The organism is Aeromicrobium piscarium (assembly GCF_007421815.1).
Classification (GTDB): domain Bacteria; phylum Actinomycetota; class Actinomycetes; order Propionibacteriales; family Nocardioidaceae; genus Aeromicrobium; species Aeromicrobium piscarium.
In genome coordinates this window covers 12,306-34,833 of sequence record NZ_VLNT01000019.1, presented here as the reverse complement: position 1 = coordinate 34,833, position 22,528 = coordinate 12,306, and the positions used below count along the sequence as shown (strand labels likewise).

The following is a 22,528-nucleotide window of genomic DNA, read 5'->3' as shown; positions in this document are numbered from 1 at the left end:
ACCGATCCCGTTCAGATCTTGCGGCTATAGGAGCGGACGGAGAGTGGCGCGAAGATCGCGATCACCACCGCGCAGCCCAGCAGCGCCCATCCCACCTCACCGGTGATCGCGCCGTCATTGGCCAGGTCGCGCGCGGCCGAGACCACGTGCGACACCGGGTTGACCGTCACGAAGGCCTCCAGCCAGGACGGCATCGTCTCGGTCGGCACGAAGGCATTGGAGAGGAAGGTCAGCGGGAACATGATCATCATCGAGATGCCCTGCACGCTCTGCGCGGACCGGGCGATCGTGCCGACCCAGGTGAACACCCAGGCCAGCGACCATCCGGTGATGATGAGCAGCAGTCCCGCCGCGACGACGCCACCGAAGCCGCCGCCGGGCCGGTAGCCCATGACGATGCCCATCGTCAGTGTGAGCACTGTCGCGATGGTGTAGCGGACCAGATCCGCGACCATCGGCCCCGCCAGCGGCGCGATCCGAGCCATCGGGAGGGACCGGAACCGGTCGAAGACCCCCTTGTCCATGTCCTCGCGGAGCTGAACGCCGGTGGCCATGCACGCCGTCATGGTCGTCTGCGCGAGGATGCCGGGCACCATGAGCGGCAAATAGCTCTTGACATCGCCGGAGATCGCGCCGCCGAAGACGTACGCGAACATCAGGGTGAACAGGATCGGCTGGAACAGCACGTCGAAGAGCTGCTCGGGATTGCGCCGCATCTTCAGCAGGGCCCGCCAGGCCATGCTGAAAGTCTGGTCCACGGTCTCGCGCAGGCTGACCCGGGGGTGCAGCTCACGGGCCGGGTCGTGTTCTGCGAGTACGTCATCGGGACGGACGTCGAGCGTGGTCATCACGCAGCCTCCTCGTGATCATCGTCGGTAGCGGTGTCGTGGCCGGTGAGCGCGAGGAAGACCTCGTCCAAGGTGGGCTTCTGCACGGAGACCGATGTGATGCTCACGTCCGCCTGACGCAGCGCGATCAGCACCTCGGCGGCATCATCGGCATCCGAGAGCGGCACGTTCATCCGGGCCAGTTCCGGGGAGAGGACCGGGGTCTGGCGGGTCGTCTCCCCGACGATCCGGGCGGCTCGGTCGAGATCCTCACCGGATGTGAGGGCCAGCTGCAGCGTCGAGTCGCCCACCTGGGTCTTGAGCTGATCGGGCGTGCCCTCGGCGACCTTGCGTCCGCGGTCGATCACCGCGATGGTGTCGGCGAGCTGATCGGCCTCGTCGAGATACTGCGTGGTCAGCAACACCGTGCAGCCGTTCGCCACGAGATCGCGGATGGTCTCCCACATCTGGCCGCGGGTGCGCGGGTCGAGCCCGGTGGTCGGCTCGTCGAGGAAGATCAACGGCGGCCGGGTGATGAGGCTCGCGGCCAGGTCGAGCCGGCGGCGCATCCCGCCGGAGAACTGGGCGATCGGCCGGTCCGCGGCCTCGGTGAGGCCGAACTGCTCAAGGAGCTCCGCCGCCCGCGCGCGGGCCTGGCGGGAGCGGATGCCCTGCAGGCGCGCGAAGAGCCGGAGATTCTCGGTCGCGGTGAGATTCTCGTCGACCGATGCGTACTGGCCGGTGACGCCCAGCAGCTGACGGATGATGTGAGGCTCGCGGCGGACATCGTGGCCGAAGATCTCCGCTGCACCGCCGTCGATCGACAGCAGGGTGGCGAGCATCTTCATGGTCGTCGTCTTGCCGGCCCCGTTCGGGCCGAGGACACCGAAGATCTCGCCGCGCCGCACGTCGAGGTCGACGCCGTCGACGGCGCGCGTCGAGCCGAAGGTCTTCACGAGGCCGGTCGCGTGGACCGCGAGTTCGTGGGATGCGGTGGTCATGGACCGATCGTCGTGGACGGTGGTTTCACGGCGCCTTCACGTCGGTGACGGGCGGGCTGTCACACGATGGGCGCGGCGCGTCGCCATCGGTTAGCGTGTCCTGACAGCTCGTCGACGAGGAGGCGGATCGTGAGCGAGGTAAGGCGCGAGGCGTGGGGCGGCCGGACCGCCTTCATCGTCGCGGCAGTCAGTTCGGCCATCGGACTGGGCAATATCTGGCGATTCCCCGGAGTCGCCTATGAGAACGGAGGGGGCGCCTTCCTCCTCCCCTATGTGATCGCCTTCCTCACCGCCGGCCTGCCGATCCTGTTCCTCGACTACTCGATCGGGCATCGGTTCAAGGCGGCTCCCCCGCTGGCCTTCAAACGCCTCGACCGCCGGCTCGAGCCGCTCGGCTGGTGGCAGGTCGCCGTCTGCTATGTCATCGCGATCTACTACGCGGTCGTCATCGCCTGGGCCCTCGCCTTCACCGTGTTCTCCTTCACCCGGGCCTGGGGCGACGACGCGGCGGGCTTCTTCTTCGATGACTTCCTGAGCGCCGCGGACGCCGGGTTCTCCCTCGACCTCGTGGGCAAGGTGCTCTGGCCGCTGCTGATCGTCTGGATCGTGACGATCGCCGTGATGGCGCTGGGCATCCGCCGAGGGCTGGAACGCGCCAATCGCGTCACGCTCCCGCTCCTGGTGGTGCTGTTCATCGCCATCGTCATCTACGCCGTCACCCTCGACGGCGCCGCCGACGGCCTGAACGCCTTCTTCACGCCCAGCTGGGAGGCCCTCGGCGACCCGGCGGTGTGGATCGCCGCGTACGGCCACATCTTCTTCTCCTTCTCGATCGCCTTCGGCATCATGATCACCTACTCCTCGTACCTGCGGCGCAAGGCGGATCTCACCGGCTCGGGCACCGTCGTGGCCTTCGGCAACTGCGGCTTCGAGATCCTCGCCGGCATCGGCGTCTTCGCCACCCTCGGCTTCCTCGCGGCCCAGCAGGCGACCACGATCGACGAGTTGGAGGGCATCACCGGGGTCGGGCTGGCCTTCGTGACCTTCCCGACCCTGCTGGCGGAGATGCCCGGCGGCGCCGTCATCGGCGTCCTGTTCTTCCTCAGCCTGGTCTTCGCCGGTTTCACCTCGCTGCTGTCGATCCTGCAGGTCGTGTCGGGTGCCGTGCAGGACAAGACCGGGTGGACCCCCGCCAAGGCCGGGATCGTCGTCGGTATCGGCGCCGCGATCCCCTCGGTGCTGCTCTTCGCGACGACGACCGGCGTCAACACGCTCGACGTCATCGACGCCTTCATCAACAACATCGGCGTCGTCACCTCTGCGGTGCTGACGCTGCTGCTCGTCGCCTGGGTCGCCCGGTCGACACCCCGGCTGGCCGCCCATCTCAATGCCGGAGGCAGCCTGCACGTCGGGCCGCTGTGGAGCGTCATGATCCGCTTCGTCTCGCCCGTCATCCTGGCCGCCGTCCTGGTGACGGGAGCCTGGTCGTACGCCACCGACGGCTACGGCGGCTTCCCGGGCTGGTACCTGGGCGTCGCCGGCTGGGGCGTCATCGCCGCTGTCGCCGTCTTCTCCTTCGCGATGAGCTACCGGCGCTACCGGCGCGAGGACACCGAGGACTTCGCTCCCGACGACACGACCGAGCTCGCCCGCGAGGTCGAGAACGCCCGCAGCACCAGCCGCAACGGAGGCGCATCATGACCCCCATCGCCATCGTCGTCATGATCCTCGCGATCGTGTTCTTCTGGGGCGGTCTCGCGTGGAGTATCGTCCGATTGCGTCGCCACCCCGATCTCGGTGACTGACCGACCGCACCAGTGAGACATGGCCCGAACCGTAGCCCCCGGGCCATCACCGGCTGACTAGCCGGACGACTCCTTCGGATGGTTCTGCCCCTCGCCCCTGGGATTCCGCGTCCCTTCGGTGATATCACCGGTGGGAGGGGGCGTCTGGGGGTTCGATGTTCGAGCGGAGTGCCCCGGTGGCAGGGGCGAAGAGCCACGGTGTCACAGCGCTGAGTCCTGACGTCGCGGCGGAGCATCTCAGCAGCATCGTCGCGGACGAGACCGAGGGGGCCACACTGCTCGTCGGCGAGCACGGTCTCGGCAAGAGCCATATCCTGCGGACGCTGGCGCGCGACCACGAGGCGCTGTGGGTACGTGCCGTGGCCTCCGAGCACGAGTTCGCCTTGTCGGGGATCGACGCCGTCGTCAGCGCCCTGCACCCGGAGATGGCCCATCAGCTCGGTCACCATCTGTCGCTGCGGCATGTCACCGACGGCGGCCTCTACGCCGCGGCCCACGACGTACTCGACGTCCTCGGAGGTCTCCGTCTGCCGCCGACCCTCGTCCTCATCGACGACCTCGACGTCATGGACGACCAGAGCATCGCCATCCTGACGGTCCTGCTGGCTCACCTGGGCGGTACCGGCGTGCGGGTGATCGCCTCCGTCACCGCCGTTCCTGCGGGCATGGACAGCCTGTCCTCGATCCGGCTCGGGCAGTTGAGCGCCGACGCCGCGGAACGCCTCCTGCGCGAGACCGGCCCGGTCGACACGACGACGGGACGGCTGCTGCTCGACTATTCCGGCGGCCATCCCGCGGTCCTGCTGCATCAGTTGAGCACCCTCGACCACCACCAGCGCCAAGGACACCGCCCACTCTGCCTACCCATGCGGTGGTCACCAGAGCTCGACGATGTCGTCCCTCGTCTCACCGCCGCCGTGTCTCCGAGAGAACACGAGGTCCTGCTGACCACCGCGCTGGGACCGGCCTGTCCCCTGGACGCACTGGTGGAGATGACCGGTGCCGAGGAGCTCGTGGCGGAACTGATCGACGAGGGAGTGCTCACCTTGCACGGCGATCACGTGAGCATGGAGGATCAGAACCTCCGAGCCGCCCTCCTGCGTCGCTCGCGTCGCGCGGACCGCATCTCCCGCCACGCCACGCTCGCCGAGCGGCTCGGCCCGGTCTCGCCCGAGCTGGCGAGCTGGCACCGCGGGTTCCTCAGCTCATCGCCGGCTGTGGTCCCGGAGCTGCTCGAGGCCGCCGCTGACGCCGCCGAGGCCGGCCAGCTGCGGATGGCCGTCGAGCTCGCCGAGAGCGGGTACGCGCGGCTCCGTCAGCATCCGAACGGCTCCGAACAGGCCCAGGCTCGGCTCGTCTGGGTCCTGCAGCGCGCGGGTGAGAGCGCGCTCGCGGCTCGTTACACGCAGTGGGCCCGCGCCCAGCAGCTGAGCCCCACCACCGAGTTGGCGCTCGCCACCGCCGAGCTGACGGCGACGCTGGTCTCCGGTCAACGCATGTACGACGAGGAAGTGGAGGCGACCACCGCGCTCCACGGCGATGTCTATCCCGATGACGCCTCGCGGCTGAGTCTCATCCTCGCTGCCGGCCATCTCTCCAGGTTCGAGCTCGCTTCGGCGCGGTCGGCGCTCACGGCGAGCGAGCGGCTGACGATCCATCCGCGGCTCAGCGACATCCGGGACGCCCTGGAGGACGTCGCCGATGCCCTGGACGGCCGCCGCGGCCGTCCGGTCCGACCGAGGCGAACCACCGACCCTCCCGAGGCCCTCGTGCTGCGCGCCCATGCCGCGAGCCTGCGCGAGGAGTACACCCGTGCTCGTCGCCTGTTGACGACGATGCTGCACCACCCGGGCCTCCGGGAGCGGTCGCTGGTGACCGTGGCACATCTCATCGGCGTGCGCAACGAACTGTCCGCCGGGGATTTCACGGCGGCACGGCGCGCCATCGAGCTGTGGGCAGCGGACCCGCCCTGGATCCGGCACGACTCCTCGACGACCGATCTCGTCGCGGCCTGGCATCACTACATCACCGGCGATATCGGTGCCGCCCATGAGGCGATCGCCCGTTGCCTGGAGCTCGCGGCCCACGAGAGCCATCCGGCCAACCGCGCCACCGCCCTGGCACTGCGCGGCGCCATCCATCTGATGACCGGAGACCCCGAGTCGGCCGTCGCGGATCTGCGCGCGGTGACGGTCCTGAGCCATGAAGTGCCTCATCCGAGCCTGCTGCGCCACTGGGGCGACTACGTGGAGGCCTGTCTGCTCACGGGTCGAGCGAGCGAGGCTCGCCGCGCCGTCACCTCGTTGGAACGCCTGCTGGCCACCCATCCGAGTCGGTGGGGCGACCATGTGCTGGCCAGGGTCAAGGGGCTGGTGTCGGCCGAGGCGGCGGTGACGCTCCTGGCCGAGCACATCGCCTCCCTCGCCGAGTCCTCGCTGCACTCCTACGAAGGTGCCCGCAGCCTGGTCTGCCTCGCGGACCGCCAGGCCGAGGTCGGGCGCACGTCCGAGGCACAGCGGACCGCCGCGAATGCCGCGACGATCTTCGACGCGATCGGCGCCAGCGGCTGGGCGGCCCACCTGCGGCTGCGGCCGTACCGCGAACCTGCCGCTGCCGCCCCCGCCTCGCCCCTGGAGAGTCTGTCCGCGGCGGAGCGGGAGATCGTCTCGCTGGTGCGCGAAGGGCTGCGCAATCGCGAGATCGCCGAACGCCTCTACGTGTCGGTGCGCACCGTCGAGCTCCGGCTCACCCATGTCTACCGGGCTCTCGACGTGCGTTCGCGCACCGAGCTCACCGCGCTGCTCGGCGAACGCCATCAGGCGGCCTGACCCTCGATCCGACGCTCGGGACTCCGCCACACCCCGCTGGAGCGCCGGGTGAGCGCGTGCACGAGAGCACGGAGGCAGAGCGCGGCGTCCAACACGCGTAAGGCCGTATAGGCCGGAGCAAAGACGATGATCGACGCGCGGCGGGTGAGCATCGCGACATAGGTCGTCGCGATGAGATCCACGACGACGATCCCGGTGACGGCCGCCACCACCACGTCGCCGAAGGGGAACGACAGGGCGGACCATTCGTCGACCCGGATGAGTCGACCGAAGGCGAGCGCGATCGCGGACGCCGCGAGGGCCAGGACCAGGACGCTGCTGAGCACCACCTCGACAGCGAAGACCGTGACCGAGGCCCAGAAGACCCGCGCGCGCGGTCGATGCCGGCGCAGGGTCTGCCAGAAGCCCAGATTCCAACGCCCCACCTGCCGCACGTAGTCGGTGAGCGTGGCCGGGTCCTGCGTGTAGGCCCGCGCCGACCAGGGTTGGAAGGCGATCCGTCCGAGCGACTTGGCGTGGATCTCGAAGGTCATGTTGTAGTCCTCGATCGCCAGGCCGGGGGCAGCGATATCCACCGTGTCGAGCACGTCGGCCCGGTACATGCTCGCGAATCCCGGCACGATCGCGACGGCATCGAGTCCGCGCGCGGCCTGCCCGTACTTGAGCAGGGTCTGGAACAGCACGTACAGGCGTTCGCGGTGGGCGACCAGGACCCGTGTCATCCATCCTGCCCCGCCGGGCCATCGGGTGGAGGCACGGCCGGCGACCGCGGCCACCGCGGGATCGTCGAACAGCGGCAGACCGCTGTAGAGATAGTCGTCGCTCGGGACGGTGTCGGCGTCGAGGATCATGATCACCGCGAAGCGACGGGTCAGCCCGAAGTGGCGCAACCCGGCAACGAGCGCTCCCGCCTTGCCGTGGCTCGTCACGAGTTCCACCACGTTCGCGCCGCAGGAACGGACGATCTCAGCCGTGCGGTCGGTCGAGGCGTCCGATGCGACGAACACCTGACCGGCCGGCACGAGACGGCTGACCGCCGTGACGGTGTCCTCGATGACCGTCTCCTCGTTGTGCGCGGCGATGAGGACGCCCACCTGACCGGGCCGGATCCGCGACTCGCGGATCGGCAGGGGGTGGGTCCGGCCCAGCACCCAGCGCAGGCCGCCCACACACCCCCATACGGTCGTGCTGAGGCCCGCGAACAGCACGACCGTCGCGATGAAGACCGCGAGATCGCTCATCGTCCACCTCCCGGCCTGATGCAAGCGCGCCATCATGCTAAGCCAGCCCGGACCGTCCCGGGAACGCCTGGAACCGTAAGACATATGGCGGTCCATTGCGGGCCTTTGCGGATCGATTGCGGGAGTCCACAGCGTTCCGCCGATGCCGTTGACCGGGCCTTCGCTCCTCCCCGAGGTTGAGCCTCAGGCGGTGCTCGGCGACCCCATCCGCTCGACCGGGCGCCGCCGCCCGATCACCTGCGTAGGAGAGACGACGATGAGCACACTCGACCTTCCCGATCAGGGAGCCCTCACCCGCCGCCGTATCGGCCGTATCGAGGACCCGCCCCGACCAAAACCCTCCTTCGACGCGGATGTCGCGATCGTCGGCCTCGGCTATGTGGGACTGCCGACCGCGCTGGCCTACCACCACGCCGGCACCCGCGTCGTGGCCCTGGACATCGCCGCCCCGCGGCTGACCGCGATCCGCTCCGGTGAGGTCGACCTCGTGCCCGATGACCGCACGCGGCTGCGCCACGCCCTGGACGACCCGGGATTCGTCCTCACCGCAGACGTCTCCGCGCTCTCCCGGGCCCGTGCGGTGATCGTCTGCGTCCCCACGCCCGTCGACCGCTATCTCGTGCCGGACCTGAGCCTGCTGCGCGCGGCCTGCGCATCCGTCGTGGCCCACGCGGTGCCCGGCCAGCTGCTGATGCTGACCTCCACCACCTACGTGGGCTGCACGGAGGATCTGCTCGTCCGCCCGCTGCTGCGCCGCGGTCTCGTGGCCGGAGACGACGTGCACGTCGCCTTCAGCGCCGAGCGCATCGACCCCGGGTCCGCCGGCGTCAAGACCGAGACCGTGCCGCGCGTGGTCGCCGGAGCGACACCCGCCTGCACGGAGGCCGCCGCGAACGTGCTGGGCTCCTATGCCGAGAGCGTGCACCGCGTCTCGTCGCTCGCCGTGGCCGAGATGACCAAACTGCTGGAGAACACCTTTCGTGCGGTCAACATCGCGCTGATCAACGAGTTCGCCGATATCTGCCGGACCCTCGGGATGGAGGTCGGCGATGTCATCGACGCCGCCGCCACCAAGCCCTACGGATACATGGCCTTCCGCCCCGGGCCCGGAGTCGGCGGCCACTGCATCCCCTGCGATCCGCACTACCTGCTGTGGCAGCTGCGCCGCGAACGCATGGACGCCCCGATGATCGCCACCGCCATGCAGCAGATCGCCGGCCGGCCCGGACGCGTCGTCGATCGCATCCGCGACGTGCTCTCCGCCCGGAGGAGGGGACTGCCTGGCACCCGCGTTCTCGTCTCGGGCATCACCTACAAGCCCGATGTGGCCGATCTGCGGGAGTCCCCCGCGCTGGAGATCCTGCAGAGCCTGCTCGAGGCCGGTGCCATCGTCGGCTACACCGATCCGTATATCCCGGTGGCCACGCTGCCCGACGGTATCGAGCTGATCGGAGTCGACGAGCCCGGCGCCTTCGACCCCGAGGTGGTGCTGCTGCACACCGCGCACACCGGGGTCGACACCTCCTGGATCGGCGACGCCCTCGTCGTGGACGCCACCTACGGCGCCCGCGGGTTCGCGAATCGGGTGGCACTGTGAGCGCCGGCGCCCGGCGCAGCGTCGTCACCGGCGGTGCGGGCTTCATCGGCAGCCACCTGACCGAGTACCTGCTCGACCGAGGCGACCACGTCGTCGTGGTCGATGACTTCTCCACGGGACGCCGCGAGAACCTCGCGGCCCTCGCGGAGCATCCCCGCCTGACGGTCGTCGAGGGATCGATCCTCGACCGCGACCTGTTGCGCGGGGCGATGACCGGCGCCGACCGGGTGTTCCACCTGGCCGCCGCCGTCGGCGTGCACCTCATCATCGACGAACCCCTCCGCAGTCTGCGCACGAACATCCACGGAACCGAGAACGTGGTCGATCTGGCGCACGAGCTGGGGCTCACGATGCTGCTCGCCTCGACGAGCGAGGTGTACGGAAAGAACACCGCCGACCGGCTCGACGAGGGAGCCGACCGCATCCTGGGTTCCCCCCTACTCTCCCGGTGGACCTATGCTGCGGCGAAGGGCATCGACGAGGCCTACGCTCACGCGTACTGGTCGTCGCTCGGCCTGCCGGTCACCATCGTGCGGTTGTTCAACACCGTCGGGCCGCGGCAGACTGGCCGTTACGGCATGGTCCTGCCGCGGCTCGTCGGCCAGGCACTGCGCGGCGAGCCGATGACGGTGTACGGCGACGGGCGACAGACCCGCTGCTTCTCCTTCGTCGGCGATATCGTCCCCGCGCTGGTCGCCCTCGTCGAGAACCCGGCGACCCACGGACTCGCGGTGAACCTCGGCGGCGCCGAGGAGGTCTCCATCCTCGAGTTGGCTGAGCGGATCAAACACGTCACCGCCTCCGAGAGCCCGATCCGGCTGGTGCCCTATGCCGATGCCTACGCGCCTGGATACGAGGACATGCGCCGGCGCGTGCCGGACAACTCGCTGGCCGGATCGCTCATCGGATTCGTCCCCCGCACGCGCGTGGACGAGATCATCCGTCGGGTCGCCGGCCAACCGTCGCGATCCGCCACCACGATGGCGAGCCGGTGATGTGCGGGATCGTGGCGTGCTCGGGCGAGAGCCCGGTCGCGCCCCTGCTCGTCGAGGCACTCGAACGCCTCGAGTACCGCGGCTACGACTCCGCCGGGATCGCGGTACCGGCTGTCGACGGCCATGTGGAGGCCCTCCGTTCGATCGAGCGGGTCGACGACCTCGGACGTCGCGCGGCCGGGTGGGCTCCTGCCGTGAGCGCCACGACAGGCCTGGGTCACACGCGCTGGGCGACCCACGGAGAGGTCTCCGTGGTCAACGCGCATCCGCATCGCGACTGCTCAGGGCGCGTCGCGGTGGTCCACAACGGTGTCCTCGAGGACGTGACGGAACTGCGACGTGCCCTCACCGACGCAGGTCACATGATCGTCTCGCACACCGACTCCGAGCTGATCGCGCATCTGATCGAAGAGGCCATGAGCGAGGACACCGATCTCGCCGGGGCCGTCGAAAGGGTCGTGGGCGGGCTCCGGGGCTCCTGGGCGCTCGTGGTGCTCGACGCGCGCACCGATGAGCTGGTGGCGACATGTCACGGGTCGCCGCTCGTCGTCGCCGAAGGTCCCGAGGGCGTCTTCGCGGCGAGCGATATCGGCGCGATCGCGCCCTGGGTGGAGTGGTATCACGTGCTCGACGACGGGGATGTGGTGCGGCTGCGAGCTGGACTGCCGTGGCATCGCGGCGGCGTGCCGGTCGCTCCCCCGCCCGCTGTCGCCTGCTCCGTGGGGGTCGCCGACCTGTCGCTGGGCCTGTATCCGGACTTCATGGCCAAGGAGATCGAGCAACAGCCCGATGTGGCCGAGCGTCTCATCACCACCTGGTCGGGATCGATCCTGCACGGCCTGTGGCCCTCGTTCTCCCTGCCGGTCCCCCGCCACGTGACGGTGGTGGGCTGCGGCACGTCCCTCAACGCCGGGCGGGTCGTCGCCGATCTCCTCGCCCGGCTCGGGTCCATCCCCTTCGCTGCCGTGGAGGCGAGCGAGCTCACGTCGACGGCCACGGTCCCGGGCAGCCTCGCCCTGGTCCTCAGCCAGTCCGGCGAGACCGCCGACGTGCTGACGGCTCTCGACGTCCTGCACGGACGTGGCCATGCCGTCGTCGCGCTCACCAACAATCCCCACTCGGCGCTGGCTCGCCGCGCCGAGGCGGTCATGATGTGCCACGCGGGCCCGGAGATCGGGGTCGCGGCCACCAAGACCTTCGTCGCCCAGGTACTCGGGGGCACCTGTGTCGTGCTGTCCCTCCTCGGGTGCAGCGGCGCGGTCGAGCAGCAGCGGGCGCAACGCCTGGTCCGCGACCTCGACCGGGTCCCCGACGCCCTCGCCCAGGCGATCGGCGCGTCACGGCGCACCATCCCCCAGGTGCTCGAAGGACTCACGAAGGCCTCCGGCTACGTCTTCCTCGGCCGCGGGCCCGGACGGATCTACGCCGACGAGGGAGCCCTGAAGCTCAAGGAACTCACCTACCGCTGGGCCGAGAGTCACGCCGCGGGCGAGCTGAAGCACGGTCCGCTGGCACTCGTCGAACACGGCACCCCGGTGATCGTCGTCGACGACGGCAGCGCCCGGATGCACGCCACGATCGCCGAGGTGAGCGCTCGCGGAGCCGAGATCACCTCGATCGGCGGCCACGGGACCTCCGTGCCCGCGCTGGGCTCTCCGCTGGCCGTCGCCCTGGACACCACGGTCGACTGGCTCGGCCCCCTCGCCTCGGTCGTCGCCCTGCAGATCATCGCGCGTGAACTCGCTGTCGCTCTGGGCCGCGATGTCGACAAGCCGCGCAATCTCGCCAAGTCGGTCACGGTCGAATAGGAGACCACCATGCCCAGCTCCTCCCTCACACTCCCGAGAAGACGGCGTACGCCCACGCAGCTCGCCGCGCTGGTGCTCGCCGGCCTGACCGCCATCGCGACGGCCTGGCTGACCACGCCCGCGATGGAACCGGCCGATGCCGCGCCGCGCACGATCGTCAGCCTCACCTTCGACGACGGCAACGCCAACCAGCAGGCCGCGGTCGACCTGCTGGACAAGTACGGCATGAAAGGCACCTTCTACATCCCCTCGGGCTATCTCGGTGCTCCCGGCTATTTCACGATGGACCAGGTCACAGCGATCGCGGCCAAGGGCCACGAGATCGGCGGTCACACCGTCTCACATCCGGACCTCACGACGCTCTCGGCGGCCGAGGCCACCCGCCAGGTCTGCTACGACCGCGTCCGCCTGAGCGAGGCCGGCCTGTCCGTCCGCAGCTTCGCCTACCCCTTCGCGGCGGTCAACGACATCGCGAAGCAGGCGGTCGTCGACTGCGGCTACAACAGCGCCCGCGGCCTCGGCGACCTCGACATGAAGCGCGGCAAGAACAAGATCAACGCCGAGTCCGTGCCGCCACCGGACCCCTTCGAGCTCCGGGCCCCGCCGCAGGTGGAGACCTCGTGGAAGCTCGCCGACCTCAAGGGGCTCGTCACGCGCGCCGAACGCACGGGCGGCTGGGTGCCGATCACCTTCCACAATGTGTGCGCCTCCGGCTGTGAGATCTCGGTGACGCCGAAGGTGTTCGAGCAGTTCCTCAAGTGGCTGAAGCCGCGCGCGGCGCAGGGCACAGTCGTGCAGACCGTGGGCGACACCGTGGGCGGTGACGCGAAGCCGACCGTTCCCGGTCCGCCGATCGACCCCGTCCCGAGCGACGGCAACGGCGTCGTCAACGGCGGGGCCGAAGAGATCGGCGCCGACGGGACACCACGCTGCTGGATGCGCGGCGGATACGGCGCCAACACCGCCGAGCTCAGCACCGTCGATGCCGCACACACCGGCACGAAGGCGGCCCGGGTGACGGTGTCCGGCTATACCGACGGGGACGCGAAGTGGCTCCAGGCCTTCGACCTCGGCGAGTGCGCCCCCGGGGTCACACCAGGACACACCTACTCGCTGCGCAGCTGGTACACCTCCGATGCGGTCACCCAGTTCGCCGTCTACCTGCGTGACGCCGGCGGCGGCTGGCACTACTGGACCTCCAGCCCGTGGTTCGCCGCCTCGGCGACGTACGCCCAGGCCGTGTGGACGACGCCGGAGATCCCGGAGGGCATGAGCGGCATCAGCTTCGGACTAAACATGTTCGCCAACGGCACGATCACCACCGACGACGTCGAGATCTACGACACGCAGGACGCGCCACCTCCCGGCAAAGCGGCCACCGAGGCATCCGGGCTCCAGGAAGCGCCGGCGGTCAGCGCGCAGGTCGAGCCGCAAGGGGACACTGAAGGGTGAGAAGTCGCCGCGTGGGTGTGGCGGGCGCCGTGGTGGTGGTCCTCCTCGGACTGCTGCTGACGAGCCCGCCACGATCTCTGCTGGCCGACCCGGCGGCCCCTGAACCACCGGGTGTGTTCGTCGACCCGGGTCCGCTGCCCCGCAGCTACCCCTGGCATACCGATATCGTCGCGGCGACCTTCTGGGTCGGCGAGATCCTCGACCCGGACGCCCCCGACGGTTCGCAGCGTGTCTCCACCTACGACTCACGCTGGATCGAGCGCTATGGTGGTTGCGACGGCCGACAGGTCGGCCGTGAATGCCACACGGAGCAGAGACATGCCGCGGACGGCTACTGGCCTCGTTCGATGGAGCCGCGGATGAATCCCTTCTATCTCGACCTGCCCTATGACGACGTCAACGACGAGCTCGGCTTCGCCTGGCGCGGCGAGGTGGTGCCATGGGCGCACGATCCGGGGTACGCCGAGCACGTCGACGATCCCGCGTTCAGCCTGATGAAGAACCGCTGGGTCGAGATCCGTCACGGTGACCGGACCTGTTTCGGGCAGATCGCGGACGCCGGACCGGCGAAGTATCACGACACCGCCTATGTATTCGGCGCGGACGACACTCCGCCCTCGACCACCAAGTTCCGCGGCGCCGGCATGGACGTCTCCCCCGCCCTCAACGCCTGCCTGCACCTCGCCGGTCTGGACATGTTGCAGTCGCGCGTGGACTGGCGGTTCGTCGAGGCCGACGAGGTACCGGACGGCCCGTGGACCCGCCTCGTCGATGACGACCCGCGGGTCCGTTGACCCGTCTCACCTCGCCGACCCGCCGGGATCCGCTGCTCGCCGCGCTCCTCGCTCTGAGCGCGCCTGTGGATACTCGCAGCCGTCTTCTCCGCTGATGACTATCGTCGCGCCTATGCCGGCCCATTCTCAGCCCTACGATTGAGTGTCAACAGCTATTGACTTGATTCGTCTATGGGCATGGACGACACTATGAAACGACGAGAGTTGATGAAGAAGCTCGCCGCCCTCGCTCGCGCCGAAGGAAGTGCCATGCAGATCCTCGAGGGCGCGAAACACACCAAGGTCAGCATCGGCCAGCGGCAGGCCGTGGTCCCGCGCCACACTGACATCAACGAGCTGACCGCGCGGGCGATCCTGCGACAGATGGAGGCGAACTGATGGAGGTCACCGCCAGAGCCACCCGGGTGGGCGAGTGGTGGGCGATCGAAATCCCCGAGGTGCCGGGCGCTTTCACGCAGGCTCGACGTCTCGGCCAGATCCCCGGCATGGTGCGTGACGCCGTCTCGCTCCTGTGCGACGTGCGCCCGGACGACGTGGACGTGAGGCTCTCACCTGTCACGGACTACGACAGCAAGGTCGCCGAGGCGTTGGAGGCGAAGCGGGCCGCCGAGGCCGCTCAGGAACGGGCCTCGACTGCCATGCGGGCCGCCGCCTGGGCGCTCGTGCACGAGGGGCACCTCACCGTGCGCGATGCCGGGCAGGTGCTCGGCCTGACTCCGCAGCGCGTCTCTCAGCTCGCCAAGTAGGCAGGCCGCCACCCGTCCAGCCAGCCCCCGCGAGTGGTGAAAATTCGTCCCGAAGTCAGCCGCGCGAGGGCGAATGTGCACCACTCGCGGGCACGATTGCACCACTCGTGGAAGATGCGAGAGCACATCTCCAACTCATCACATCGCCACCGTCACGACGGGGCAGGACCAGGCTTGAATCAATACCCCATAGGGGTATAGCGTAGGATTCATCGCATCCACCGAGAGGAGCCGACCATGAGCACGACCGAGTACCAGGTGACCGGCATGAGCTGCGGACACTGCGAAGGAGCCGTCCGCGAGGAGGTCTCGCAGGTCCCCGGCGTCACCGGCATCGAGGTCAGCGCCGCCACGGGCCGACTGGCCGTGACCGCCGATCAACCGGTCGACGATGCCGCGGTGATCGCCGCGGTCGACGAGGCCGGCTACCAAGCGGCCCGGGCCTGACATGCGGGCCCCGGCACGACTCGGCCTGTACGGCGTCGGTCTCATCGCCGTGTTCGCCGTGGCCTTCGCCACCGCGAGCGCGGTCGTCCCCGACGATGCCGCAGAGGGCTGGGCGCAGGACACCGAGGGACACGGCGGCCACGACGCCCCGACGTCGCACGATGGCTCTGACGCCCACGAGACGGCGCCGGGGCTCGGCCTCGCCCAGGACGGCTACCGGCTCGCCGAGGTCACCTCACCGGGCACCGTGGGCGAGGAGGGCGAGCTGTCCCTCGTCGTCATCGATCCCCAAGGCGAACCGGTCACCGACTTCGACGTGGAGCACGAGAAGGAACTGCACCTGATCGTCGTGCGCGCCGACGGACAGCTGTTCCGCCACGTCCACCCCGAGCGCGCCGAGGACGGCACCTGGTCCCTCCCCTGGGAGTGGACCGCCGGCGGCACCTACCGGGTGATCGCCGACTTCGTCCCCGCCGCCACCGGCGACGGGCTCACCCTCTCGACCACTGCCCAGGTCGCGGGCGACTACTCTCCCGTCCCGGCCCAGCCCACGACCAGCACGACCGTCGACGGCTACACCGTGGAGGTCGCCGGCGAGCTGGTCGCCGGCGAGTCGACCGAGCTGACGATGACGATCACCCGCGACGACGAGGCCGTCACCGACCTGGAGCCCTATCTCGGCGCCTTCGGCCATCTGGTGGCGCTGCGCGAGGGCGACCTCGCCTATCTGCACGTCCATCCCCACGGGGATGTGCCCGAGACCGGTGAGACGTCCGGCCCGGAGATCGTCTTCGAGGCCACCGCGCCGACCCCGGGGCGCTACCTGCTCTACCTGGACTTCCGCATCGGCGGCGAGGTGCGTACCGCTCCCCTCGTGATCGACACGGCGGACCACACCGACGGCCATGACGACGACCACGCGAACGGAGGCGACCATGACCACTGAGGACATCGTCGACACCGGCAGCATCGAGCTGCGGATCGGCGGCATGACCTGCGCGTCCTGTGCCAACCGCATCGAGAAGAAGCTCAACAAGCTCGACGGGATCACCGCCAGCGTCAACTACGCGACCGAGAAGGCCAGCGTGACCGGGCCGGCCGGCCTGGACCCTCAGCTGCTGATCGCGGAGGTCGAGAAGACCGGCTACACCGCCGAGCTGCCCGCTCCCCCGCGCGATGAGGATGAACCCGGCGAGTCGCCGGAGGATGCCGAGCTGCGCGGCCTGCGCCAGCGGCTGATCGGATCGGCGATCCTCAGCGTCCCGGTCATCGCGATGGCGATGATCCCCGCGCTGCAGTTCGACTATTGGGGCTTCGCCTCCCTCGTGCTGGCCGCACCGGTCGTGGTCTGGGCCGGCTGGCCGTTCCACCGCGCGGCGTTCATGAACCTCCGGCACGGCGCGGCCACCATGGACACGCTCATCTCCGTCGGCACGACCGCGGCGATGCTGTGGTCGATCGTCGCACTGTTCTTCGGCACCGCCGGCGAACCCGGCGTGGTGCATCCCTTCGAGCTGACGATCTCGCGCACCGACGGACTCGGCCACATCTATCTCGAGGTCGCGGCGGGGGTCATCACCTTCATCCTGATGGGCCGCTACTTCGAGAAACGGTCCAAGCGCCGCGCCGGTGCCGCGCTGCGGGCGCTGCTGGAACTCGGCGCCAAGGAGGTCTCGATCCTGCGCGACGGCCGGGAGCAGCGGGTCCCCGTCGAGCAGCTGTCCGTCGGGGACGAGTTCGTCGTCCGGCCCGGCGAGAAGCTCGCCGCCGATGGCGTGATCGTCTCGGGCAACTCCGCGATCGACGCCTCGATGCTGACCGGCGAGTCGGTCCCCGTCGAGGTCGCTGAGGGCGACACGGTGACCGGCGCGACCGTCAACGCCGGGGGCAGGCTCGTGGTCGAGGCGACCCGTGTCGGGTCCGACACCCAGTTGGCGCAGATGGCCCGGATGGTCGAGGACGCCCAGTCGGGCAAGGCCGAGATCCAAAGGCTCGCCGACCGGGTGTCGGGCGTGTTCGTCCCCATCGCGATCGCTGTCGCCGTCGCCACGCTGGGCGCCTGGATCGGCGCCGGCTTCCCGCTCTCGGCGGGGTTCACGGCCGCCGTGGCGGTGCTGATCATCGCCTGCCCCTGCGCTCTCGGACTCGCGACGCCCACGGCCCTGCTGGTCGGGACCGGCCGGGGCGCACAGCTCGGCGTGCTCATCAAGGGCCCGGAGATCCTCGAGTCCACGCGCCGGGTGGACACGATCGTGCTGGACAAGACCGGCACGGTCACCGCCGGGAGGATGACGCTGACCGATGTCATCGCCGCAGCGGGGGTCGAGCGCGCCGACCTGCTGCGCCTGGCAGGTGCCATGGAGGACGCCTCGGAGCATCCCATCGCGCAGGCGATCGCCACGGGGGCGCGTGATGAGCTCGGCGACCTGCCGGTGCCCGAGTCCTTCGAGAACATCGAGGGTCGCGGCGTGCAGGGCGTCGTCGAGGGCCATGCCGTGATCGTCGGGCGCGAGGCGCTCCTCGATGAGTGGGCACAGCCCCTCGACGAGGATCTGCGCCGGGCCAAGCAGGACGCCGAGGCTGAGGGCAGGACCGCGATCGCCGTCGGCTGGGACGGCCGCGCCCGTGGCGTGCTCGTCGTGTCCGATCAGATCAAGCCGACCAGCCCGGAGGCGGTCGCCCGGTTCAAGGAGCTGGGTCTGACCCCGGTGCTGTTGACCGGGGACAACCGGGCCGTCGCGGAGCAGGTCGCAGCCGAGGTCGGCATCGAGCGGGTCATCGCCGAGGTCATGCCGCAGGACAAGGTCGACCTCGTCGCGCGGCTGCAAGCCGAGGGCAAGGTCGTGGCGATGGTCGGCGACGGCGTCAACGACGCCCCCGCGCTCGCGCAGGCCGACCTGGGCCTCGCGATGGGGACGGGCACCGATGTCGCGATCGAGGCTGCCGACATCACGCTCGTCCGGGGCGACCTGCGGGCCGCCGCCGATGCGATCGCGCTCGCCCGCCGGACGTTGCGCACGATCAAGACCAATCTGTTCTGGGCCTTCGCCTATAACACCGCCGCGATCCCGCTGGCCGCCTTCGGGCTGCTCAATCCCATGCTCGCCGGAGCCGCCATGGCGCTCTCCAGCGTCTTCGTGGTGAGCAACAGCCTGCGCCTGCGCACGTTCACGGGCATCGCACGCTAGGAGGTCGACCCTATGACGATGACACACCACGACGAGCACGATCACACCCAGCACGACGATATGGGCCACGACGAGCACCACGATCATCACGACCACGTCGGCCAGTTCCGCCGGCTGTTCTGGATCATGGTCGTCCTGGCCGTGCCGGTCGTCGGCTTCAATGCGATGTTCGCCGACCTCATCGGCTACGAGCTCGCCGACGCCGGCTGGGTGCGGTGGGTCTCGCCCGTTCTCGGCACCGTCATGTACGTCTGGGGAGGCCGCCCGTTCCTCACCGGCGGCGTGAGCGAGATCCGCTCCCGGCAGCCCGGCATGATGCTGCTCATCGCCTTGGCGATCACGGTGGCGTTCGTGGCCTCGTGGGGCGCGAGCCTGCACCTGCTGCATCACGAGCTGGACTTCTGGTGGGAGTTGGCGCTGCTGGTCGTCATCATGCTGCTCGGACACTGGATCGAGATGCGCTCCCTGGCGCAGACCACCTCGGCGCTCGACTCACTGGCCGCGCTGCTGCCCGATGAGGCCGAGCGAGTGGACGGCGACGACATCGTCACCGTCGCGCCCGCTGACCTCGCGGTCGGCGACGTGGTCGTCGTCCGCCCCGGGGCCTCGGTGCCCGCCGACGGACGGATCGTCGACGGCAGCGCCAGCATGGACGAGTCGATGGTGACCGGCGAATCGGCTCCGGTGCGCCGGGAGACCGGCGATCAGGTGGTCGCCGGCACCGTCGCCACCGACTCCGGTCTCCGCGTCGAGGTCACCGCGATCGGAGACGACACGGCGCTGGCCGGCATCCGCCGGCTGGTGTCCGATGCCCAAGCGTCGTCCTCGCGGGCGCAGCGGATCGCGGACACCGCGGCCGCCTGGCTGTTCTGGTACGCGCTCGGTGCCGCGGCGATCACGGCGATCGTGTGGAGCCTCCTCGGCATGCCCGACTCCGCAGTGGTCCGCACGATCACCGTCCTGGTGATCGCCTGCCCGCACGCCCTCGGGCTCGCGATCCCGCTCGTCGTCTCCATCGCCACCGAACGGGCCGCGCGCGGAGGCGTGCTCATCAAGGACCGGCTCGCGTTGGAGTCCATGCGCACCGTCGACGCGGTGCTCTTCGACAAGACCGGCACCCTCACCAAGGGTGAGCCCACGGTGACGGCGGTCGAAGCGGTCTCCGGACGAGACGAGCACGGCGTGCTGGCTCTCGCCGCGGCAGCGGAGTCCGGCAGCGAGCACCCGCTGGCCGAGGCGATCGTCCGCGCCGCCGGCGACCGCGAGCTGGAGGTGCCCGCCGCACGTGACTTCTCCTCCTCCCCCGCCGTCGGCGTCGAGGCCACGGTCGGCGACACCGTGGTGCGCGTCGGCGGTCCGTACCTCCTCGACCAGCACCAGCTAGACGAGCTGCCGGTGGCCGAGACCTGGCGCGACGAGGGCGCGATCATCCTGCATGTGCTCGCTGGCGACGAGGTCATCGGCGCGCTGCGGCTGGCGGACGAGGTGCGCGAGGAGTCCCACGAGGCCGTCGACGCCTTGCACGCGATCGGGGCGCAGGTCGTCATGATCACCGGGGATGCGCAGGCCGTGGCCGATCAGGTGGCCGGTGAGCTCGGCATCGACCGGGTCTTCGCAGGCGTCCGTCCCGAGGACAAGGCGGCGAAGGTCGCCGAGCTGCAGCACGAAGGCCACCGGGTGGCCATGGTCGGCGACGGCGTCAACGACGCTCCCGCACTGGCGCAGGCCGATGTCGGCATCGCCATCGGTGCGGGCACCGACGTGGCGATCGGCTCCGCCGGCGTGGTGCTGGCCTCCTCCGATCCGCGCTCGGTGCTCTCGATCGTGGAGCTCTCGCGCGCCACCTACCGCAAGATGAAGCAGAACCTGTGGTGGGCGGCGGGATACAACCTGCTCGCCGTCCCCCTGGCAGCCGGCGTACTGGCTCCGGTCGGCTTCGTCCTGCCGATGAGCGTCGGTGCGATACTCATGTCGGCCTCCACCGTCGTGGTCGCACTGAACGCCCAGCTGTTGAGGCGACTCGACCTGCGCCCGCGGAGCAGCGCCGCCGCCTTCTTGACCTCTTCGAACCACCGTCCCGGAGGATGACATCATGACCGCTTCGCACGAGGGCGCTCACGCTCACGGCTATATCGACGACAAGGCTCGCTACCTTGCCCGCCTCAAGCGCATCGAGGGGCAGGCTCGCGGGATCCACCGGATGATCGACGAGGACACCTACTGCATCGACATCCTCACGCAGATCAGTGCGCTCACCAGCGCTCTGGAGAATGTCGCCCTCGGCCTGCTCGACGATCACCTCAAGCACTGCGTCGTGGACGCGGCGAAGGCCGGCGGTCCGGAGGCCGAGCAGAAGATCAAGGAGGCCTCGGCCGCCATCGCCCGGCTCGTCAAGTCCTGACCGGTCAGCCGGTCACCACGACCACGGTGTCGGCGGCGCCGTTCGAGCATCGCTGAGGGATCCCGCTGACAGCGGCGCGATCGACCGAGGCCGCCGTCAGCTCTACCGGCTCGCCGACCTGGACGGTGCCCAGGTCATCGGTGGTGACCGAGGGCCGGTCGCCACGGAGGGTGAACTCGGCACCGTCCTCGAAGACCACCAGCTCGGGCTGCCGGTCGGCCGTCATGGACAGACATCCCCCGGGCCCGACGATGAGCTTGCCGCTGACCGACGCGACCTCCCCGGCCGGAGTGCCGGCGGTCGTCAGGCCGATCGGGCCGTCGCCGGTCGGCTGCACCTCGATCGTGTCCGAAGCGTCCTGCGTCTCGGTGTTCTCCGTCTCCGTGGCCTCGTCCTGCGGGGTCGCGGCGCCGTCGTCGTCCGGATCGCCCCCGCATGCGGCGAGCAGCGTCACCATCGCGGTCGCGGTGACCAAGGACGCGGTCCCACGTCTGCTGGAAGTCATGGTCTCCTCTCTAACGGACGTCTGGTGACGGCCGGTCGATCTCGACATCGACACCGTGACGAAGGCGCGCGCCGCGACGCCCCAGGCGCTCCATACGCCGCATGGTCCGCGTCAGCGGAGCCGCTCTGTTCCAGCCGTCCCGTGAGGCGACGGCCGCCAGTTCCGCGATCTCGTGCACGGCCTCCAAGCGCGGGCCCGAGTCCAGGAACAGCAGGGCCATCCCCGCGTGATCGGCCGCCGCGACGAGCGACGCGTCGTCGGCACCGGTCTCACGTTCCTCGCGGGCGATCGCCTGCTCTCGCCGCAGCTCCGCCAGCGCCGGCTCAACCCTCGACCGCGCGGCGGCATACCAGCGCCGGGTCGCCCGGCGCAGCCACAGCCGCTTGCCGAGGACGATCAGCGATCCGAGCAGGCCGGCGATGGCCACAGCCGCCGCGGGCCCGGCAGCCGAGATCAGGTCGTTCCAGGAGCGGACGGTGGCGGCCACGTAGACGAGCGAACCGAGCATGCCCGCGACGAGGAGCGCGACCGCCAGCCGAGCGCGCCATCCCGTCCAGGTCTGATCCAGCGTCCCCGGGTCTCGGCGGGCCTCTCGCTCGCGTCGCAGCAGATAGCCGAGCGGGACCACTCCGCACCAGCTGAGACCCAGCAGTGGCTCGCCCTGGACGGCCAGCAGCGGGCCGACGAGCACGACGAGGGTCATGCCCATCAGGAGATCGCGGCGGGGACGATCCCGGCCTCGCATGCCGTAGGTCAGCACGATCGCCGCGGTGGCTATGGCACCCGCCCGCAGCGGAGACATCTCCAGCGCTACCGGTACGGCGATCGAGCCCAGGGCCACCGCGATCGCGGCGAGGATCTGCCAGCGGGGTGCCCGGGCGGACGAGCCCATG

At 69.9% G+C, this 22,528-nt stretch carries 20 protein-coding genes; 15 read left to right on the top strand and 5 right to left on the bottom strand.

Annotated features, from left to right (window positions below; translation table 11 throughout):
* Positions 1-11: 11 nt before the first annotated feature.
* Entirely contained in the window at positions 12-848 is an 837-nt protein-coding gene (locus FNM00_RS16105) for an ABC transporter permease (RefSeq protein ID WP_143914565.1), read from the bottom strand.
* Positions 848-1,828 (bottom strand): ATP-binding cassette domain-containing protein, encoded by a 981-nt coding sequence (locus tag FNM00_RS16100; protein WP_143914564.1) that lies wholly within the window; start codon positions 1,826-1,828, stop codon positions 848-850. Before FNM00_RS16100 ends, FNM00_RS16105 begins: the two co-directional genes overlap by 1 nt.
* A gap of 129 nt (positions 1,829-1,957) precedes the next feature.
* Between FNM00_RS16100 and FNM00_RS16095 the strand changes: the two genes are divergently transcribed.
* From FNM00_RS16095 to FNM00_RS16085, 3 genes are all read left to right on the top strand, one after another.
* A complete protein-coding gene (locus FNM00_RS16095) occupies positions 1,958-3,529 on the top strand; it encodes a sodium-dependent transporter (RefSeq protein ID WP_221933781.1) in 1,572 nt (523 codons plus the stop codon).
* On the top strand, positions 3,526-3,633 hold the full coding sequence (locus FNM00_RS16090) for a methionine/alanine import family NSS transporter small subunit (protein WP_143914562.1): 108 nt from the start codon (positions 3,526-3,528) through the stop codon (positions 3,631-3,633). Before FNM00_RS16095 ends, FNM00_RS16090 begins: the two co-directional genes overlap by 4 nt.
* Before the next feature lie 155 nt (positions 3,634-3,788).
* Positions 3,789-6,461, top strand: a complete 2,673-nt coding sequence (locus FNM00_RS16085) for a helix-turn-helix transcriptional regulator (protein ID WP_185973189.1) — start codon at positions 3,789-3,791, stop codon at positions 6,459-6,461.
* Here FNM00_RS16085 and FNM00_RS16080 read toward each other — a convergent pair.
* Positions 6,449-7,702: a glycosyltransferase family 2 protein gene (locus FNM00_RS16080; protein WP_143914560.1), complete on the bottom strand. Its 1,254-nt coding sequence runs from the start codon at positions 7,700-7,702 to the stop codon at positions 6,449-6,451. The two genes, FNM00_RS16085 and FNM00_RS16080, sit on opposite strands and share 13 nt — an antisense overlap.
* Before the next feature lie 256 nt (positions 7,703-7,958).
* On the opposite strand from FNM00_RS16080, the gene FNM00_RS16075 reads away from it, so the two are divergent.
* The 12 genes from FNM00_RS16075 to FNM00_RS16020 all read left to right on the top strand — a co-directional run bounded on the left by FNM00_RS16075 (position 7,959) and on the right by FNM00_RS16020 (position 21,130).
* The gene (locus tag FNM00_RS16075) at positions 7,959-9,299 is read left to right on the top strand and encodes a nucleotide sugar dehydrogenase (protein ID WP_143914559.1); all 1,341 of its coding nucleotides are present in this window, start codon (positions 7,959-7,961) and stop codon (positions 9,297-9,299) included.
* Positions 9,296-10,294 (top strand): NAD-dependent epimerase/dehydratase family protein, encoded by a 999-nt coding sequence (locus FNM00_RS16070; RefSeq protein WP_143914558.1) that lies wholly within the window; start codon positions 9,296-9,298, stop codon positions 10,292-10,294. The genes FNM00_RS16075 and FNM00_RS16070 overlap by 4 nt, the downstream gene beginning before the upstream one ends.
* Positions 10,294-12,102, top strand: coding sequence for a glutamine--fructose-6-phosphate transaminase (isomerizing) (gene glmS / locus FNM00_RS16065; RefSeq protein ID WP_143914557.1), 1,809 nt, complete (start codon positions 10,294-10,296; stop codon positions 12,100-12,102). Before FNM00_RS16070 ends, glmS begins: the two co-directional genes overlap by 1 nt.
* Before the next feature lie 9 nt (positions 12,103-12,111).
* Positions 12,112-13,554, top strand: a complete 1,443-nt coding sequence (locus tag FNM00_RS16060; RefSeq protein WP_143914556.1) for a polysaccharide deacetylase family protein — start codon at positions 12,112-12,114, stop codon at positions 13,552-13,554.
* Between the two features lie 11 nt (positions 13,555-13,565).
* Entirely contained in the window at positions 13,566-14,348 is a 783-nt protein-coding gene (locus FNM00_RS16055; protein WP_143914555.1) for a hypothetical protein, read from the top strand.
* 177 nt (positions 14,349-14,525) lie between these two features.
* Entirely contained in the window at positions 14,526-14,726 is a 201-nt protein-coding gene (locus FNM00_RS16050) for a type II toxin-antitoxin system HicA family toxin (RefSeq protein ID WP_221933780.1), read from the top strand.
* Entirely contained in the window at positions 14,726-15,094 is a 369-nt protein-coding gene (locus FNM00_RS16045; RefSeq protein WP_143914554.1) for a hypothetical protein, read from the top strand. The genes FNM00_RS16050 and FNM00_RS16045 overlap by 1 nt, the downstream gene beginning before the upstream one ends.
* 237 nt (positions 15,095-15,331) lie before the next feature.
* Positions 15,332-15,541, top strand: coding sequence for a heavy-metal-associated domain-containing protein (locus FNM00_RS16040; protein ID WP_143914553.1), 210 nt, complete (start codon positions 15,332-15,334; stop codon positions 15,539-15,541).
* 1 nt (position 15,542) lies between these two features.
* Entirely contained in the window at positions 15,543-16,487 is a 945-nt protein-coding gene (locus FNM00_RS16035) for a heavy-metal-associated domain-containing protein (RefSeq protein ID WP_143914552.1), read from the top strand.
* Positions 16,447-18,729 carry a heavy metal translocating P-type ATPase gene (locus tag FNM00_RS16030; protein WP_221933779.1) on the top strand — a complete coding sequence of 761 codons (2,283 nt, stop codon included), beginning with the start codon at positions 16,447-16,449 and terminating at the stop codon, positions 18,727-18,729. The genes FNM00_RS16035 and FNM00_RS16030 overlap by 41 nt, the downstream gene beginning before the upstream one ends.
* Positions 18,730-18,747: 18 nt before the next feature.
* Positions 18,748-20,817, top strand: coding sequence for a heavy metal translocating P-type ATPase (locus FNM00_RS16025; RefSeq protein WP_246065203.1), 2,070 nt, complete (start codon positions 18,748-18,750; stop codon positions 20,815-20,817).
* 4 nt (positions 20,818-20,821) lie between these two features.
* Positions 20,822-21,130 (top strand): metal-sensitive transcriptional regulator, encoded by a 309-nt coding sequence (locus tag FNM00_RS16020; protein ID WP_143914550.1) that lies wholly within the window; start codon positions 20,822-20,824, stop codon positions 21,128-21,130.
* Between the two features lie 4 nt (positions 21,131-21,134).
* Here FNM00_RS16020 and FNM00_RS16015 read toward each other — a convergent pair whose 3' ends face one another.
* Together FNM00_RS16015 and FNM00_RS16010 are read right to left on the bottom strand one after the other, a co-directional pair.
* A complete protein-coding gene (locus tag FNM00_RS16015) occupies positions 21,135-21,635 on the bottom strand; it encodes a hypothetical protein (RefSeq protein WP_143914549.1) in 501 nt (166 codons plus the stop codon).
* 10 nt (positions 21,636-21,645) lie between these two features.
* A complete protein-coding gene (locus FNM00_RS16010) occupies positions 21,646-22,527 on the bottom strand; it encodes a hypothetical protein (protein ID WP_143914548.1) in 882 nt (293 codons plus the stop codon).
* Position 22,528 lies beyond the last annotated feature (1 nt).